Annotated in this window: 16 protein-coding genes and 1 pseudogene; 8 read left to right on the forward strand and 9 right to left on the reverse strand. The window is 73.8% G+C overall.

Annotated features, from left to right (window positions below; translation table 11 throughout):
• The 4 genes and pseudogenes from PUR61_RS14135 to PUR61_RS14150 all read right to left on the reverse strand — a co-directional run.
• Positions 1-701: pseudogene (locus tag PUR61_RS14135) on the reverse strand (hypothetical protein); the annotation flags it as partial.
• 923 nt (positions 702-1,624) lie between these two features.
• Positions 1,625-2,020, reverse strand: coding sequence for a RidA family protein (locus PUR61_RS14140; RefSeq protein ID WP_329879170.1), 396 nt, complete (start codon positions 2,018-2,020; stop codon positions 1,625-1,627).
• A 29-nt stretch (positions 2,021-2,049) separates the two neighbouring features.
• Positions 2,050-2,370, reverse strand: coding sequence for a hypothetical protein (locus PUR61_RS14145; RefSeq protein ID WP_329879171.1), 321 nt, complete (start codon positions 2,368-2,370; stop codon positions 2,050-2,052).
• The gene (locus PUR61_RS14150; RefSeq protein WP_329879172.1) at positions 2,367-2,771 is read right to left on the reverse strand and encodes an ATP-binding protein; all 405 of its coding nucleotides are present in this window, start codon (positions 2,769-2,771) and stop codon (positions 2,367-2,369) included. The genes PUR61_RS14145 and PUR61_RS14150 overlap by 4 nt, the downstream gene beginning before the upstream one ends.
• A 258-nt stretch (positions 2,772-3,029) precedes the next feature.
• Here PUR61_RS14150 and PUR61_RS14155 point away from each other — a divergent pair, with 258 nt between their 5' ends.
• From PUR61_RS14155 to PUR61_RS14165, 3 genes are all read left to right on the forward strand, one after another.
• Positions 3,030-3,884, forward strand: a complete 855-nt coding sequence (locus tag PUR61_RS14155) for a helix-turn-helix domain-containing protein (RefSeq protein ID WP_329879173.1) — start codon at positions 3,030-3,032, stop codon at positions 3,882-3,884.
• Entirely contained in the window at positions 3,881-4,090 is a 210-nt protein-coding gene (locus tag PUR61_RS14160) for a DUF397 domain-containing protein (protein ID WP_329879174.1), read from the forward strand. The genes PUR61_RS14155 and PUR61_RS14160 overlap by 4 nt, the downstream gene beginning before the upstream one ends.
• Positions 4,091-4,221: 131 nt before the next feature.
• Positions 4,222-4,827, forward strand: coding sequence for a CatB-related O-acetyltransferase (locus PUR61_RS14165; RefSeq protein ID WP_329879175.1), 606 nt, complete (start codon positions 4,222-4,224; stop codon positions 4,825-4,827).
• A 40-nt stretch (positions 4,828-4,867) separates the two neighbouring features.
• Here PUR61_RS14165 and PUR61_RS14170 read toward each other — a convergent pair whose 3' ends face one another.
• Entirely contained in the window at positions 4,868-5,488 is a 621-nt protein-coding gene (locus PUR61_RS14170) for an HAD family hydrolase (RefSeq protein WP_329879176.1), read from the reverse strand.
• A gap of 434 nt (positions 5,489-5,922) precedes the next feature.
• Positions 5,923-7,254, reverse strand: a complete 1,332-nt coding sequence (locus PUR61_RS14175) for an MFS transporter (RefSeq protein WP_329879177.1) — start codon at positions 7,252-7,254, stop codon at positions 5,923-5,925.
• A gap of 58 nt (positions 7,255-7,312) precedes the next feature.
• On the opposite strand from PUR61_RS14175, the gene PUR61_RS14180 reads away from it, so the two are divergent.
• The 3 genes from PUR61_RS14180 (at position 7,313) to PUR61_RS14190 (ending at position 10,706) form a co-directional block, all read left to right on the forward strand.
• Positions 7,313-7,762, forward strand: coding sequence for a MerR family transcriptional regulator (locus tag PUR61_RS14180; protein ID WP_329879178.1), 450 nt, complete (start codon positions 7,313-7,315; stop codon positions 7,760-7,762).
• A gap of 256 nt (positions 7,763-8,018) precedes the next feature.
• The gene (locus PUR61_RS14185; RefSeq protein WP_329879179.1) at positions 8,019-8,804 is read left to right on the forward strand and encodes a class I SAM-dependent methyltransferase; all 786 of its coding nucleotides are present in this window, start codon (positions 8,019-8,021) and stop codon (positions 8,802-8,804) included.
• Positions 8,805-9,782: 978 nt separating this feature from the next.
• A complete protein-coding gene (locus PUR61_RS14190) occupies positions 9,783-10,706 on the forward strand; it encodes a terpene synthase family protein (RefSeq protein ID WP_329879180.1) in 924 nt (307 codons plus the stop codon).
• 166 nt (positions 10,707-10,872) lie between these two features.
• On the opposite strand, the gene PUR61_RS14195 is transcribed toward PUR61_RS14190, so the two are convergent.
• Positions 10,873-11,343 carry an SsgA family sporulation/cell division regulator gene (locus PUR61_RS14195; RefSeq protein WP_329879181.1) on the reverse strand — a complete coding sequence of 157 codons (471 nt, stop codon included), beginning with the start codon at positions 11,341-11,343 and terminating at the stop codon, positions 10,873-10,875.
• A gap of 294 nt (positions 11,344-11,637) precedes the next feature.
• Between PUR61_RS14195 and PUR61_RS14200 the strand changes: the two genes are divergently transcribed.
• On the forward strand, positions 11,638-13,290 hold the full coding sequence (locus PUR61_RS14200) for an alpha/beta hydrolase (RefSeq protein WP_329879182.1): 1,653 nt from the start codon (positions 11,638-11,640) through the stop codon (positions 13,288-13,290).
• A gap of 122 nt (positions 13,291-13,412) precedes the next feature.
• Here PUR61_RS14200 and PUR61_RS14205 read toward each other — a convergent pair whose 3' ends face one another.
• Both PUR61_RS14205 and PUR61_RS14210 read right to left on the reverse strand, forming a co-directional pair.
• Positions 13,413-14,210 (reverse strand): alpha/beta fold hydrolase, encoded by a 798-nt coding sequence (locus PUR61_RS14205; protein ID WP_329879183.1) that lies wholly within the window; start codon positions 14,208-14,210, stop codon positions 13,413-13,415.
• A gap of 164 nt (positions 14,211-14,374) precedes the next feature.
• Complete coding sequence (locus PUR61_RS14210; RefSeq protein WP_329879184.1) at positions 14,375-15,043, reverse strand: DUF4097 family beta strand repeat-containing protein; 669 nt, start codon at positions 15,041-15,043, stop codon at positions 14,375-14,377.
• A 339-nt stretch (positions 15,044-15,382) separates the two neighbouring features.
• Between PUR61_RS14210 and PUR61_RS14215 the strand changes: the two genes are divergently transcribed.
• Entirely contained in the window at positions 15,383-15,799 is a 417-nt protein-coding gene (locus PUR61_RS14215; RefSeq protein ID WP_329879185.1) for a hypothetical protein, read from the forward strand.
• Positions 15,800-15,814 lie beyond the last annotated feature (15 nt).

A 15,814-nucleotide genomic window follows, 5' to 3' on the forward strand; every position in this document is an offset into this window, starting at 1 on the left:
CTGAGCCGCCAGTCCCCGTCGATCTCGGGAGCGGCGAGCCGGTGCCAGGCGGTACCGTCCCAACGTTCGATCAGTCCGGTGGTCCTGTACTCCACCGATTCGCTCCCGGGGACGGGCCCCGGGGTCCGGGAGGTGACGACCGCCGCACCACCGACCGCCCAGGCCCTGCCCGGCCGCGGCGCGGAGGCGCCGAGCAGATAGAGGGAGCCGATCTCGCCGGGCGGCGCCTCGACGGTGGTGCTGGTCCACGCGGTGCCGTCCCAGTGCTGGGCGAGGATCCGGCCGGTGCGCCGATCGCGATCGCCCACGAGCCAGGCGTCGCGCGGCGAACTGCCCGCCACCGCCGTCGCCCGGCCGATGAAGTCTGTGGTGGGAGACGGGAGTTCACGCCATTCACCGTTTCCTCCCACCCGCTCCGCGACCACCGGGGTGAACCGCGGCGCCTGGTCGGCCCCGGTGATCCGGAAGCCGGCCGCCCAGGTGGTGCGGGCGTCGAGCTGCGCGCTGGAGCTGAGCACCGCGCCCTCGAACGGCAGCTTCGCCGGCGTGAAGCGCGCCCCCGCCGCCCGCGCGCCGTCCACCTGCACACCGTCGGCTTCCGGCGCCCCGGCCGCCGTGGCCGTGGTGGCCCCGGTGGCCGTCGCCGCCGTCAGCACGGTAGCCGCCAGTGCGGCCGCGGCCCAGTGTCGTATTCGCCTCATGTGTCGATCCCCAGATTCCTCGGTAGGTGTCGCATCGCGGGGGCGCCATCGGCGTGATCGCGCCCCCGCCTAAGAGAGGCACCAGCCCTGACGATCCGTTACACATTTGCGCCGCACCCACCGGGGCCGTCGTCGACGGCACCGGAATCGACGCCGGCCCGCCTCCCCGTCGGCGCCACCGTGGTCAGCCCCTCCACCACCGGCGGGTTGTGGCCGCCCACCGCGCGCACGGGGCGATCTCCAAGGCGATGTCCCCGATCCGGAACTGGCGCCGGCCCATCTCCCCGACCGGCGAGCGACCCTCCGCCACCACCTCGTCGTACCGCCCCTGCGGAGCCGCACCCACAAGATCCGTCACCGCAGATCACGCACCCGACCGCCCGGAGCCGCCGACTCTCACCATCGGCGACCGGCCCCTTGCCCCGAGCGCAGGATCAGCGCCAAATCCTGCGCAGAGTAGAGGCGCAGGGGAACGGAGCGGCCCACTGCACCGGCGGTCGGGTCGCCACGGGAGCGAGGCCGGGCCACCGGCCCCGCCCGGTCCCTCCACGCCCGGGTCCGGCATCGCCCCGAGCAGAACACCGCCCCCACCAGGCGCCCCACCCCCACCGTTCACGAGGTCCCGCACGCCGGGCACGCCGCCCCCTCTCCGGCCTGGATCGCGGCCCCCCTGGCAGCCGTACGCCCCACCAGTCGCGCGCCCCACCAGCCGCCAGTGCGCCGACCGACAGCGCCCCGAACAGAACCACGCCTCCGCCCGAGCCCCAGTCGCCAGCCGGTCGCCACCCCGCCCACCCGTCTTGCTCGCCACGGGGCCGGCGTAGAACCCGACCCTCGAACCACAGCTGGCATGCAGGCCGCACACGCAGGCACTCGGCGGCGTCGGCACCTGAGGCCGGCGGCCGACCGGTGGCAGCCGGACGTCAGCCGAGGACGGCGTCGACCTCGATCTCGACGAGCCAGTCGGGGTCGATGAAGCGCGAGACCTCGACGAACGTGCAGGCCGGACGGATCGAGGCGAACCGCTCGCCGTGCGCCCGCGCGGCCTCCTCCCACCGGCTCACGTCCGTGAGCATGATGCGGGTCCGCACGACGTCGTCGAGCGATGCACCCGCTTCCGCGAGGGCGGCCTCGGCGATGTCCAGGCAGCGCACGGTCTGGGCGTGGACGTCGCCCGGGCCCACGGTCGCGCCGTCGGCGCCGATGGGCGCGGTGCCGGCGACCGCGACGTAGGGGCCCTTGCGGACCGCCCGGGAGAAACCGATGCGGGGTTCGAGCGGGGAGCCGGAACCGATGTTCCGTCGCGGGGTGTTGTCCATCGGGCCATACTCCCAGGGACGGGGACGGCCTACCGGGCGGCGCCGGAGGTGTCGGGGGTGTCGGCACCGGGGGCGTCGGCACCGGTCCAGCCCAGGCGCAGGTGGTGCACGCCGTCCGGCAACAGGACCTGGAGCGACAACGGGCCGATGCCGGTGAGGTGTTCGGCGACGAAGCGGTCGGCGCCGGGACCGGTCAGGTAGCGCTCGAAGCGCTCCCACTGCACCCTGCCGAGCGGGCGGAACTGGAGGGCGAACCAGAGCGCGGAGAGGGCTCCCGGGAGGAGCGGGTAGGTGGTCGGGGGCAGGATGCCGCCGGTGATCTCGGCCGCGACCGGGCGGCGGTCCGTCACGCGGCACACTCGCCGGAGGCGGGAGCGGGCTCGGCGGCGGGCAAGGAGCTTGACCAGCAGGATGCCCCGCCCCGACTCGTCCTCCCCGCTGGCGGCGCGGAACACGGGACCGCGCTCCCCACGCGCATCTGCACCTCGATCCGCAGGCGCCGCCGGTCGACGTGGAGCACGAGCCGGACCCGACGGCCGATCGGCGCGCCGTGGACGACGGCATTGGTCACCAACTCGGTGACCAGCAGCCGCCCGGCGCCGAGGAAGCGCTCACCGCCGGGGGCGTCGGCGAGCAGCCGTTCGAGGATCCGCCGGGCCTCCCCGGGCGAACGCCGGCTGCGCAGCAGCCAGCAGGAGAGGGAGGAGGCGGGGGAGGCCGGAGAGGCGGGAGAGGGGGAGGTTCCGGACATGGCGGATTCACCTTCCAGGTAAAGGGAGTTGAAGGCGTGGTGCTGCCACGAGGACGACCAGGAGGGCAAAGGAATGCCCGGCGACCAGCCGCCTTGATCACTCAGACGAACCATCGAGTTACTCCGCGTAGCATGCACCTCAGGATGGATTGCATGCAAGCGCAAGTCGCCAGCAATTGCAGCTTCAGCCATCATGGTTGAGGCTCTGGAAGGGGTGGCAGACTATGCAAGGAACCGAACAGCCAGGGAGTGTGACGAGTGAGCAGTCCGACCGTGCTGCGACGTAGGCTCGGCGGTGAGCTTGGCAAGTTGCGTGCGTCACGCGAGATGAATGCCAAGGATGTCGCCGCGGCCCTCGGCTGGTCCGCCTCCAAGCTGAGTCGCATCGAGAGCGGACTGGTCTCACTACAAGAACGTGACGCGGCGAAGCTGTTGGCCCACTACGGGATCAGCTCACCCGAAGAGGTGAGACAGTTCCTCAGTCTGACTCGGCAGAGTCGTCAGCAGGGCTGGTGGCACGCCTACGGCGATGCATTGCCGGACTGGTTCCGGGCCTACGTCGGATTCGAAACGGACGCCACGAAGATCGTGACATACCAGTGTGAGCTGGTTCCTGGGTTACTCCAGACCGAGACGTACGCCCGACATGTCATCCGAGCGATGAATCCCACGGAGTCCACAGAAGAGGTCGAGCGCCGCGTGGCACTCCGAATGGACCGTCAGCACATTCTCAATCGACAGGATCCCCCGCAGTTCTGGGCCATCATCGGCGAAGCCGTCATACGGCGACCCGTCGGCAACGGGCCAGCCATGGCGGCACAGCTGAGGCATCTCGCGCTCATGGCGGATGAGAAGCCCAACATCACCATCCAGGTCCTCCCGTTTTCAGCCGGAGCACACGCGGCCATGGGAGCGTCGTTCTCTGTGCTGTCGTTCAGCGACATCCCTGGCAGCGTGGCCTACTCCGAGGCAACGACCAGCAGCACCTACACGGAACGGCCGACCGAGGTCGCGCGCCATGAGGACACGTTCCTTCGTCTCATGGCTTCGTCCGTGCAGCCCGAGAAGTCCGTCACATGGTTGAGGAAAGTCGCAGAGGAGTACGAGACATGAAGCAGACCTTCGAACCCATCCAGTGGCGCAAGAGCACCTACAGCAATGGCCAAGGCGACTGCATCGAGATAGCCGACGGTCTCACGGGCCTCATCCCTGTCCGGGATAGCAAGGACCCCGACGGACCGGTCCTCGCCTTCACCCCCGACGCCTGGCGGGCCTTCATCACCGCCATCCACACCGGCGAACTCCCCACCCACACCTGACCAACCCAGCAGGTCCGGCGCCCGGTCGGGTGGCACACGGAGGTTACGATCACGGACACGTCGTCCCCGCCCGTGATCGGAGTAGTGCTGCCGTGAGTTCCGCCCCGCCGGATCCTTCGACCCTTCACCCGATGCCCGAGCAACCCCGCGTGGTCCTCCTGAAGCCGCTGGTGACGTCCCCCCTGATCGAGGTCGGCGACTACACCTACTACGACGACCCGGACGACGCCACCGGCTTCGAGACCCGCAACGTCCTGTACCACTACGGTCCGGAGAAGCTGGTCATCGGCAAGTTCTGCGCGCTGGGCACCGGCGTGCGGTTCATCATGAACGGCGCCAACCACCGCATGGACGGCCCGTCGACCTTCCCGTTCCCCATCATGGGCGGCAGTTGGGCCGAACACTTCGACCTCCTCACCGGTCTCCCCGGCCGGGGCGACACCGTCGTCGGCAACGACGTCTGGATCGGCTACGGCGCCATGGTGATGCCCGGAGTCCGGATCGGCCACGGCGCCGTCGTCGCGTCCGGCGCCGTCGTCGTCGACGACGTCCCCGACTACGGCATCGTCGGCGGCAACCCGGCCGGACTCATCCGCACCCGCTACAGCGAACCCGACGTCGCCCGCCTGCTCGCTCTGGCCTGGTGGGACTGGCCGGCCGAACACCTCACACAGCACCTGCGCACCGTCATGTCCGGCTCCCTGGACGCGCTCGAAGCCGCCGCGCCGGACAGGTGACCGCCCCCTCCGGCGGCGCGCGCCCGGGACTCCCCCCGTCTCACTGCCCCGGCGCCAGACCCAGGATCCCCGCCGCCCGGCTCGCCGCCGCCGGCCCGTCGGCGTGCACCGTGGTGATCCCCAACTCCTCCGCCGGAAGGAGGTTCGCGGGGTAGTCGTCCACGAAGACGCAGTCCTCGCCCGCCAGCCCCATCCTGTCCAGCGTGAGGCGGAAGATCTCCGGGTCGGGTTTGGCCAACCCCACGTCCCCGCTGATCACCTGCACGTCGAACAGGTCCCACACCCCGGTGGCCACGTACGGGTTGTACGGATCCACCCCGTACGAGTTGGACAGCAGCGCCACCGCCAGCCCCGCCCGTCGCGCCGACTCCACCAGGGCCACCATCTCCGGTACGGCCCGCACCTCCGCGTGGGCCCGGCCCATCAGGTCCTCGTGCTCGATCCCGCCCAGCAGTTCCGCCGTCCGCAGGTTCCACTCCGCCTGCGAGATCCGGCCCAACTCCAGCTCCACGTACAGCGCCCGCCCCGCCGGGTCGTCCACGAGCGCGCGGCGCCACGCGTCCGACGGCAGCCCCTGCCGATCGCACCACGCCCGCACGGACAGTCCGAGCGGAGTACTCAGCACGCCCGCGAAGTCGACGATCAAACCGCGATAGGCCATCCCGCTCCCCTGGTGAGTCGTTCCCCCCTCCCCGGTACCCGGCCCCACGCCGTCGGACTCCACACGCGAGCACGTCCGTCGGGGCCGGCACTCACGGCCGTGCGCCCATGCCCGGGCACCCGTCGGCTTCCCGCTGTTCGACGCCGCCCGAGCAGCAGCACCCGCGCAGCCTCCAGCCGTTCGCCCCCACCGATCACCCTGATCGGCGCAGGATCCCGCACAGGAAGTCGGACCGGCCGACTACCGGCGCAAGCCGCCTCCGTCGTGCGCTCTGCGAGGACCGACACACCGCCGACGGGCCGCCGTCACCGTCGCTGTGGAGCCCGGCGGGTTGCCCCGGCCACGAACCGTCCGGAAAGTCCCCGCACAGGAAGTCGACCGATCCGACGTCCTGTGCGGGGCGGTACCCGGCGTCCCTGACCGCAGCGGGACCGCTACCGCGTCTCCTGCCTCAGGAGCCCTGCCGGCGACGGGATCCGCCCCCTCGCCGGGGACCGGACCCTCACCACGGCGGCGCCGACCGCTACGGCGGCCATGGCGAGGCCCGCGCCCGCCAGGACCTGGCGCGGCCCGAGGAGGGCCGTCAGCGGGCCGCCCAGCGCGGTGCCCACCGGGCCCGCCGTCAGCAGGACGGAAGCGCGCAGGGCCAGCACGGCGGTCAGGGCGGCCGGCGGCACACCGTCCTGGAACAGGCTGAGCGCCAGCGCGCTGTACGGCCCGTAGACCACCCCGGCCAGGGCGAAGCCGACGACCGAGGGCCAGCTCGGCCCGTGCAGGGCGAACGGCAGCATGGCCAGGCCGTGGGCGGCGACGATGCCCAGCAGCATCGGCCACACCGGCAGCAGCCGCAGCGCGCCGACGGCCAGGGTGCCGAGTGCCGCCCCCAGGCCGAAGGCCGTCCAGTAGAGGCCGAGGAGCCCCGGTCCGGCGTGCAGGTCCTGCCCGACGAACAGCGGCAGGGCGACCTCCACCGGGCCGTAGAACAGGTTGAACAACCAGGTCAACGCCAGCAGTCCGAGCAGCCCGGGCCTGGTCCGCAGGACGCGCAGGCCCTCGCCCGAGCGACGCGGTCCGGCGGGCGGCGCCACTGCCGCCGCCACGCCGTCCTCCCGGCCCTCTTCCTCCCGGCCCTCTCCCCTGCCGTCCGGACGGCCCGAGCGGACGGCCAGGACGGCCAGGACCGCGAAGGAGAGCGCGTCCAGCCCGATCAGCCAGGCAGGGGCGACGGCCACCGCCAGCGCCCCGGCGAGCGCCGGTCCGGCGACGGTGGCGACCCAGGTGCTCGTGCTCAGCAGGACGTTCGCCGCCAGCCGCTGCCCGGGCGGCACGGCCTCGGCCACCAACGCGTACTTGGCGCTGCTGCCCCACGCGTGCAGCAGGGACGAGCCGGCGAGCAGCGCCAGGTAGAGCGCCGGGCCGAGCACCCCGAGCGCCCACGCGAGGGGGACGCAGCCGAGGAGGACGGCCCTGGTCCAGGCGTCGGCCCGGATCAGCCGCCGCGCGGGCAGGCCGCGCAGCCACCGGCCGAGCAGCAGCCCGCCGGCGGCGCCCGGCAGGACGTAGGCGGCGACGGCCGCGCCCACCAGCAGGCCGGAGCCGCCGGGCGGGGCCAGTTGCAGCGCGAGCCACGCCACCGCGACCACGCTCATTCCGTCGCCGAGGTCGGACACCGCGAAGGCGGGCAGCAGCCGCCGGAACGGTCCGCGCCGTTCGAACAGCGGCCGGTAGTCCCGGGGCAGCCTGGAGCGCAGGGCAGATGAGATCATGCGGGCCAGGCAAGCGGTTCACGCGTGCTTGAAGTCAAGCCGGTCCGAGAGGAATGCCGTGCGGTACCTGGCCATCGGGGAGCTGGCCCGGCAGGCGGGGCTGCGGCCGTCCGCACTGCGCTACTACGAGAGCCTCGGGCTGCTGCCGGCCGCCCGCCGTGAGGGCGGTCGCCGGGTCTGGCCCGCCGCGACGCTGCGGCGCCTCGCGCTGATCCGGATGTCCCGGCGCGCCGGTTTCACGCTCGCCGAGATCCGCCGGCTCCTGGACGACGCCCCCGACCGGGGCGCCACTCGTCAGTGGCGCGAGCTGGCCGAACGCAAGCTGCCCGAACTCGACCGAATCGTCCGCGAGACGCAGCAGCTGCGCGCCGCCGTCGCCGCCTGTCTCGCCTGCGGCTGCATGAACTTCACCGACTGCGAACTCCTCTCGGCCGCACCGGCCGCACCGGCCACCGGGTCCGAGCAGGGCCCGGAGCCAGGCCCGAAGCAGGCCGGCGCGTCGTCCTGACCGGGCCCGCAAACGAGACCGAACGTTTGTCCGGGCCTCCGGCCCCGCCACTCCGCCGCACCGTCGAAAGGCCCGTTCCCGGCCTCCGGGAACACCCCCTCCGGGCAACGGACCCCACCCGTGGACCCGCCGTCGATCCGTCCGCGGGCCCGCCCGGAGGCTGCCCCACAGGACCTTCCGGGCAGCCGGACCGGGGATGGCCGGACGCCCTCGAACTCCTGGGCTTTCCTTCGGATCCCCCTGCGGAAGGCAGCCTTTGAACCGCGACATCCGTACCGTCGAAGACGTCCTCACCCTCCTCGACCGGCTGTTCCTCCCGGAGGCCGACCGCTGGACGGACGACGCCTCGGGCTGGTGGGACGACTTCTACGCCGACCGGTCCTCCGGGCGCCCGTTCATCGTCCCGAAGCCCGACGAGGACCTCGTCTCCTGCCTGGACCGCGGTCTCCTCGCCCCCGGCGGCCGGGCGCTCGACCTCGGTTGCGGGGCCGGACGGAACACGATCCACCTGGCGTCGCAGGGCTTCGAAGTGGACGCTGTCGACCTCTCGGCGACCGCCGTCGTCTGGGCCCGGGAGCGGGCGGACGAGGCCGGCGCGGCGGTCCGGTTCCACTGCGGCAACGTCCTCGGCCCCGAACTCCCGCTCACCCGCTTCGACCTGGTGGACGACTCCGGTTGCCTGCACCACCTCCCGCCGCACCGGCGGGTCAGCTACCTCGCGCTCCTCGACCGTGTCCTCGCGCGCCCCTACGGACGGCGCGTGCGGACGATCCCACGCGGGCGGCCCCGCGCGGGACGGCGCGTGCAGGCAGGGTGTGCGGGCGGGGCGTGCGACGCCCGGCGACGGCGCACGCCCTGCCGGGCCGAGCGGATCCGCCCTACCCTGAACCCGGTCGGTGAAAGGGGGTCGGGATGCCCGCCGACGAAGCGGCTCGGGACGCGGCCGTCCAGCGCGGTCTCACCTTCCTCCACCGGACCCTCGGCCCGGACGGCCTGCCGCCCGCCCTCGTCGCCGCCGACCGGGATCTGCGCGCGCCGCTGACCGGGATCGAGGCCCGCCGGTACCTGTTCGCCGCCCACGGTGCCGACCTCGGGTTCGAACCGGACCACGAGGGGTTCTCCGCGATGTGGGGCCTGGCGCTGCTGGCGCCGGACAGCGACCGGCCCGAGGAACGCGAGCTGGTCGCCGCGCTCGCCCGCCAGGTCGAGCGGTACCGCGCGGGGCACCGGTACCGCTGCTTCCCGCTCGGCGCGCCGTTCCCGGCCGATACGGACAGCACCGCCGTCGCCCTCGGCGGGCTGGTCCGGCACGGGCTGGCCGCACCCGACCGGACCGCGGCCGTCGCCCGGGAGCTGCTGGGAGCCGGGCAGCCCAACGGTCTCGGCCCCGCAGCGGTCCCGGTCCCCGTCTACTGGCACGACGAGGCCGCCCCGCCGCACGGTCTCCGGTACGACGCCGTCGCCGCCGCCAACGTCCTCCACGCGCTCCGACTCCCGGGCGCACGCGGCACGTTGCCGCACCCGGCCGCCGAGGCGACGCTCCGGTACGTCCGCCGGGAGGTGCACGGTTCCACCACCCGCTACTACCCCTCCCCCGAGGCGCTGTTCCACTCCGCCGCCCGTGCGGCGGCCGTCCACACCGCCCTCCTCGGGCCGGTCCGCCGGGCCGTCGTCGCCCGGGCCCGGCCGCTCCCCCCGGCGCCGCTCGACCTGGCGCTGCTGACGATCGCCGCCGAGTACGCGGAGGTCCCCGACGGCCGGCCCGAGCACCGCCGCCGACTGATCGGGGCCCAGCGCGCGGACGGTTCCTGGCCTGCCCGCGCGTACTTCCGTGCCGGACGCCTGCCGCTGTACTTCGGCTCGCCGCACCTCAGCACCCTGTTCGCCCTGCGCGCCCTGCGGCCGGAGCAGGGCCGCGAGCCGCGATGACCGCCGGGGTGGCCGTCTTCCCGCCGTCACCCGCGCCCCGCCCGAAGCCGGGACCGAACCCAGGCCCAGGTCCAGACCCAGGTCCGAGCCCATGACCTCCGACGCCCCGGACGTCCTGCTCGCGCCCTACCGCGGCGCCCTGACCGGCCCCCTGCGCCGCCGCCTCGCCCGCGCCCTGCTCGGCGAGGCGCTGGTCTCCTGCACCTGCGGGCGCGGCGCGGCCCGGCACGCCCTGGAGTCGGTCTACGCCGCCGTGTTCTCCGCGCCCTGCGGACCGGCCGGCGCCGGCTTCGCGGAACACCTGGCGGCGGCCCGCTACGTCGTCCTGTTCTTCCTCGTCGACGACGGCCCGGCCGGCGGGGCCCGCGCCCTGGCCGACCGGCTGCGCCGCGGGGACGAGAGCGGCGAGGACGAGCCCGGCCGCCAACTGCGCGCCCTGCTGGACGGGTTGCGGGCGCGCGGGGCTGACCGGGACCGTCTGGTCGCGCTGCTCGCGGACTTCTGCTCCGCCGTCGCCGAGGAGGCGGCGGCCGACCTCGCCGCCGAGCCGCTGCCACCGGACCGGCTGCTGCACCTGCGGGCACGCACGATCGGCGTCCTCCCGTACGCCGAGTGCCTGCGGCTGGTGCAGGGTCTGCCGCCGCCGGACCCGGGCTCCGCCGACGACCGCCTCGTCGTGACCGCCGTCGAGGCGGTGTACCTGGCCAACGACCTCTTCTCGGCCGCCGTCGAGGGCCGTGCGAGGCCGCGCCCGCCGTCGGGCAACACCGTGCTCGCCCTCGCCCGCGCGGGCGAGGGCCCACGCGCGGCGGCGGAGGGCGCCGTCGCCCGGTACAACGAGCTCGTGCGGGGCCTCGCCGCCGCGCAGGACCGCCCGTTCGCGGTGCTGCTGGCCCGTGTCGTGGACGGGAACCGCGCCGCGTACGGGGACCTGGCCGCGACCCGCTACCCGGGCGCGCCGCTGGAGCTCCTGCCCCGGCTGGACCGCGTCCGCCCGGACGACCCGCCCTCCTGAGCCCCCGCGTCGCTCGACCCCGGCCCCGCCCACGGGAGCGCCACGGCCACCCGGGGCCGCGATCGTCGGCGGGCGCCGGTGCCGGCCGTGGCGACCGGGCACCGCGGGGCGGCCTTCGAGGTCCCCGGGGCCCTCCCCCTGGGGGGACGGCCCCGGCGGCACCCGCTCACGGCCCCGGGGAGGCGGCTCCGCCGTCGCAGAGGCGGCGGAGCAGACCGTCCAGGTCGAGGTGGGTGGGTTCCCGGCCGGAGGGCACGAGGCTCTCGGTCCGGGCGAGGAAGGCCCTGACCCGTTCGGCCTGGGCACTCAGGACGACGCTGCTGCCCTCGCCGGTGAGGGTGATGAGGACGGTCCCGGACCGTTCGCCGCCACCGGGGCGGACGGAGACGCTGCCGATGCCGGCCCGGTCGTGCAGGCCGGCCGCGAGGAGTTCTCGGGCGAAGACCCAGGTGATCGGCGTGGCCAGGTCGGTGTGGTTGTCCAGGAAGACGGCATAGGGATCGGCGGTGCGGTAGCGCAGCCGCGCGGGGACGGAGAGGGTCAGGCCGGGGCAGACGACCACCCGGAGGTCGAGGGCCGTCGCGCACCCCTCCTCGGCGGCACGCTGGTCGGGGACGCGGGGGGTCTCGTACGTCATGACCGCCCCCGGACGGGAAGCCGGGTGACGGCTGGACGGGCGCCTACCGCAGGACGGGGGCGCAGAATCGTTTCTTCAAGGGCGCCGCGACGGGCGGGGAAGTCAGGGCTCACGGCAGGAACAACGAGCCACATCGACTTCGGCAACCCACCCTGCACGAGGGATCGGTCCGCCGCCCGACGGGCGGGGCTCCGCCCCCGCACCTAGGCTGACGCCACGACGCAAGGCGCTCCGGACGAGGCGCTCACCGGACCGGGCACGCCCCCCACCCGCCGGTCCAGGAACGGAACCCCCATGCACCCTGTCGTACGCGCGGCCGGCGCGCTGGGCCTGGCCGCGGCACTGCTCGCCCCGACGGCCTCCTGCGGGAGCGGTCCCTCCGACGCCGGCTCGTCCGGCCCGGCGTCGCCGGCCTCCCCGCCGGTCTCGTCGCCCGCCCCGACCACCGCCACGACGCCTCCGGCCGCCGCGAGCGGCTCGACCCCACCGGCCACCGTCCCGCCCCTGCCCGCCGCGCTCACCGGCCAGCAGCTCACCTGGCAGACCTGCCCGGCCCCGTCCGTCGCCGAGGGCAGCGGCCCCGCCCCGGGCACCCCCTGGGAGTGCGCCACCCTGAAAGCCCCGCTCGACCACACCGCCCCGGACGGCCGGACCGTCGACCTCGCGCTGATCCGCGCCAAGGCCACCGGCCCGCAACCCCGGATCGGCTCCCTGATCTACAACTTCGGCGGCCCCGGCGGCTCCGGCATCACCACGCTGCCCGCCGCCGCGAAGGACTACGCCGACCTCAACACCCGCTACGACCTGGTGAGTTTCGACCCGCGCGGGGTCGGCAACAGCGCGGGCGTGACCTGCCTCGACGACCGGGCCACGGACGCCCTCGCCGGCGTCGACGGCACCCCCGACACCGACGACGAGGTCACGGCCCTGGACGCGTCCAACGCCCGCTACACCGCCGCCTGCGCGCAGAACTCGGGCCCCGTCCTGCCGTTCGTCGACACCGTCTCCGCCGCCCGCGACCTGGACCTCCTGCGCCAGGTGCTCGGCGACCCGAAGACGCACTACTTCGGACTCAGCTACGGCACCGAACTGGGCGGCGTCTACGCACACCTGTACCCGCAGAACGTCGGGCACCTGGTGATGGACGCCGTGGTCGACCCGACCAAGGACCCGGCACAGTCCTCGCTCGGCCAGGCCAAGGGCTTCCAACTCGCCCTGGAGAACTTCATGAAGGCCTGCGCGGCCCAGGCCGGCACGTCCTGTCCCACCGGTGGGGGCGGAGCCGAGGGGACCGGGCGGATCACCGGCCTGCTCCGCAGCCTCGACGGCGCACCGCTGCCCACCGACGACGGCCGGCGGCTCACCCAGGACCTCGCCGTCACCGGCATCGCCGCCGCCCTGTACAGCCAACAGACGTGGAACGCCCTGGCCGTGGGCCTCCAGGAGGCCATGCAGGGGGGCACCGGCACCACCCTCCTGGCACTCGCCGACGCCTACCTCGGCCGCGACGCCCAGGGCCGCTACAACAATTCCGCCGCCGCCAACCGGGCCGTCTCCTGCGCCGACGACAAGCAGCGCTACAGCGACGCCGACGTCCGGTCCGGGCTGCCGGAGTTCCGCCGGGCCTCGCCGGTGTTCGGCGAGTTCACCGCCTGGGGCCTGATCGGCTGCACGGGCTGGCCGGTGCCCGGACGGTCCGACCACCCCGAGGTGTCCGCCCCGGGCTCGGCCCCGATCCTCGTCGTCGGCAACACCGGCGACCCTGCCACCCCGTACGAGGGCGCGCGGGCGATGGCCCGCGAACTCGGCGCGGGCGTCGGCATCGGCATCACGCTGGAGGGCCAGGGCCACGGCGGCTACGACACCGGCAACCCCTGCCTGAAGCGGGCGGTCGACGGGTACCTGCTCGCCGACGAGGTCCCGGCCGACGGCACCGTCTGCCGGTAGCCCTCCTGCGGCACCCGTGGGCACTCCCGGCGCTCCCCTGTGCTCCCCGATACTCCCGGTGCTCCTGGTGCTCCCGGTACTTCTCGAAGCTTCTCGGCGGACCGGCGGGTCCGCGCCGTCGTTCAGGCGGCCGACGCGGCCAGCTCGCGCACCGCGTCGGCGACGGCCCGGAAGTCGTTGCGCAGGATCTTGGAGTGGTTGCTCGCGACCTTCGCACTGACGCGGATGTTGGGGTGACGGGCGAGCACCGGGTCGAGGTTCGAGCGGATCTGCTCCATCAACTTCGCTTCGCCGCCCAGGTTCCCGCCCGTGGCGAGCACGTACCGCACCTGCGCGGTCGCGCGCTCGAAGACCGGGTCGAGGACGGCGGGCGCGCAGAGCTCGTTGGCCTCGATGTTGATCTCGGCGTGCTGCGCGGCGCTCATCCGCGCGGCCATGCCGATCCGGCGGGCGACCGGGAACAGCGGGCTCATCCGGCGGAAGAGCTTCCGGATCTGCTCCCGGGCGGCGTCGTCGAGCCACTCGTGCGGCAAGGCGCCGTCCACCGGCACCACCCCCGCGACGCGGTCCGGGTTCCGGGCGGCCCAGTGCATCGCGATCATCGCACCGTAGGACCAGCCCACCAGGATCGGCCGCTCCACGCCCCTCGCTTCGAGGACGGCGTCGACGTCACGCAGGCACGCTTCGAAGGAATAGTCCGCCGAACGTTCCGACCCGCCCCGGGCGCGCTCGTCGTAGGTGATGTGGCGGAAGTCGCCGCCGAGTTCGGCGATGACGCGGCGCCAGTGCGACTGGTCGGCGTAGGAGCCGTTGAGGTAGACGACGGGGCGGCCGGACCAGCCGGTGTCGGTCACGGCCAGGGCGGTGTCGTCGACCGACACCGTGCCGGTCCACACGGATTCCTTGAGGATCGTGGTCATTGCTCGTCTCTTCTTTCCGGGGTCGGAACGGATCGGCGGTGGTGGTGGACGGCGATGGCGCCGCAGGGGGTGGAGCGGGAAGGCCGTGGAGCGGGAGGCCCGTGGAGGCGCGCGGCCCGTAAAGGCGCGGGCCGTGGAGGCGCGAACGGTGGGTGGCGTGCCGATCAGAGGCTGTGGGCGGTGATGTCGCCGTGGGCGGTGGTCGCGTGGATGGCCAGGTCGACGGTGCCACCGGTGTTCCGGAGCGCGTTGTGGATCCGGCCGTACCCGGTCCCGGCGTCCAGGGAGGCGGAGACGCCGCGCGCGGCGCCGACCTCGATCCCTCCGTACTCGGTGCGCAGGGTGACGGTGCCGTGGTGGGCCTCGGCGATACGGAGGTCACCCTTCTGGGTGCTGATCTGCGCGGGGCCGCCGAGGCGGCCGACCGAGACGTCGCCGGCCTGCAGGGTGAGGCGGGCTCCGGCGGTCTCGTCGAGCTTGACCGCGGCCCGCGCGCCCTCGAAGGCGACGTCGCCGAGCCGTCCGACGCCCCGGAGTTCGGCGTCGGCGGCCTTGGCGTCGACCCGGGAGCCGGCGGGCAGCCGGACGGTCACCTCGACGGACCCGGAGGGGCCGAAGAACTGGTTCTTCGGCGGCGCGGCCTCGATCCGCAGGACACCGTCGCGGTACTCGACCGCGGTCTGCTCCGCGGCCTTCACGTCGCGGCTCTTCGAGGGGTCCGCGGGGAGGATCTCGACCACGGTGTCGGCGCGGTCGGCGGCGATGAACCGGATGCGCCCCGCGGGGATGTCGAGGAGGGCGGAGACCGGGGCGGGGGTGTCGAACTTCTGCATGGTGCCTGTCCTTCGGCTCGTTGTTTCTGACAACGGAAAAGCTACGTTGCTTTCCAAGTCATGGCAACAAGCTCATTGCGCAGAACATCAATCATCGCAGCTCAAAGGCAATTAATTGTTGCAAGAGCCCTGGCAGCGAAAGCAACGACCACCCTCCAGTCGTTGCAATGAATTGGGTGTGAATGCCACGACGAGGGCGTCGGCGGCCCCGGCGGGAGCGCCGGCAGGCACCCCGGCGGCCGGCCGACCGCCCCACCCTGCGGAGATCGCCATCTCCCACCCCGGTGACCGGCCCCCGCCCGGCACGCCCTACCGTGGGCCCCGGAAAGGGGTACCGCCATGAGCGCCAACTCGCGACCACCGCAAGGAAACCTGGCCCTGCTCGACCCCTCGCGGCCGTTCGCCGAACGGGTCGCGGGGCTGGTCCGGGCCTGGGAGGACGACGGCCGGGCGGCCTACCGCCTGGTGGACGGGCGGGCCCTGCTCGCCCTGTACTGCTGGCATTTGGGCACCGCCCGCCCCGGCACCGGCGCGGACGCACCGGACGACCCGGCCACCGACTCCTACGTCACCGCCGCCTTCGCGGCGAACGGCGGCACCGCCGGCTGGGACGCGTTGCTCCGCGAACGCGCCACCTGCTCCTGCCACGGCCGGAGTTGGCGACTGGAGAACATCTCCGTCTGCCTCGGCTGCCTGGGGTACGTCTGCTACGAGACCCCCGGCCCGTGCTGTCCGGGAGCCGCCGTCGTCGGGTGAGACGACGGGATCCAC

This window comes from Streptomyces sp. BE20, from assembly GCF_036322525.1.
Taxonomy (GTDB): Bacteria; Actinomycetota; Actinomycetes; order Streptomycetales; family Streptomycetaceae; genus Kitasatospora.

Bases quoted from the DNA above. Each gene is read 5' to 3' on its own strand.
- PUR61_RS14190 (WP_329879180.1), top strand. From the start codon at position 9,783: ATGACCTCCGACGCCCCGGACGTCCTGCTCGCGCCCTACCGCGGCGCC.
- PUR61_RS14215 (WP_329879185.1), top strand. From the start codon at position 15,383: ATGAGCGCCAACTCGCGACCACCGCAAGGAAACCTGGCCCTGCTCGAC.
- PUR61_RS14210 (WP_329879184.1), bottom strand. From the start codon at position 15,043: ATGCAGAAGTTCGACACCCCCGCCCCGGTCTCCGCCCTCCTCGACATC.
- PUR61_RS14170 (WP_329879176.1), bottom strand. From the start codon at position 5,488: ATGGCCTATCGCGGTTTGATCGTCGACTTCGCGGGCGTGCTGAGTACT.
- PUR61_RS14200 (WP_329879182.1), top strand. From the start codon at position 11,638: ATGCACCCTGTCGTACGCGCGGCCGGCGCGCTGGGCCTGGCCGCGGCA.
- PUR61_RS14165 (WP_329879175.1), top strand. From the start codon at position 4,222: ATGCCCGAGCAACCCCGCGTGGTCCTCCTGAAGCCGCTGGTGACGTCC.
- PUR61_RS14205 (WP_329879183.1), bottom strand. From the start codon at position 14,210: ATGACCACGATCCTCAAGGAATCCGTGTGGACCGGCACGGTGTCGGTC.
- PUR61_RS14150 (WP_329879172.1), bottom strand. From the start codon at position 2,771: ATGTCCGGAACCTCCCCCTCTCCCGCCTCTCCGGCCTCCCCCGCCTCC.
- PUR61_RS14195 (WP_329879181.1), bottom strand. From the start codon at position 11,343: ATGACGTACGAGACCCCCCGCGTCCCCGACCAGCGTGCCGCCGAGGAG.
- PUR61_RS14175 (WP_329879177.1), bottom strand. From the start codon at position 7,254: ATGATCTCATCTGCCCTGCGCTCCAGGCTGCCCCGGGACTACCGGCCG.
- PUR61_RS14140 (WP_329879170.1), bottom strand. From the start codon at position 2,020: ATGGACAACACCCCGCGACGGAACATCGGTTCCGGCTCCCCGCTCGAA.
- PUR61_RS14160 (WP_329879174.1), top strand. From the start codon at position 3,881: ATGAAGCAGACCTTCGAACCCATCCAGTGGCGCAAGAGCACCTACAGC.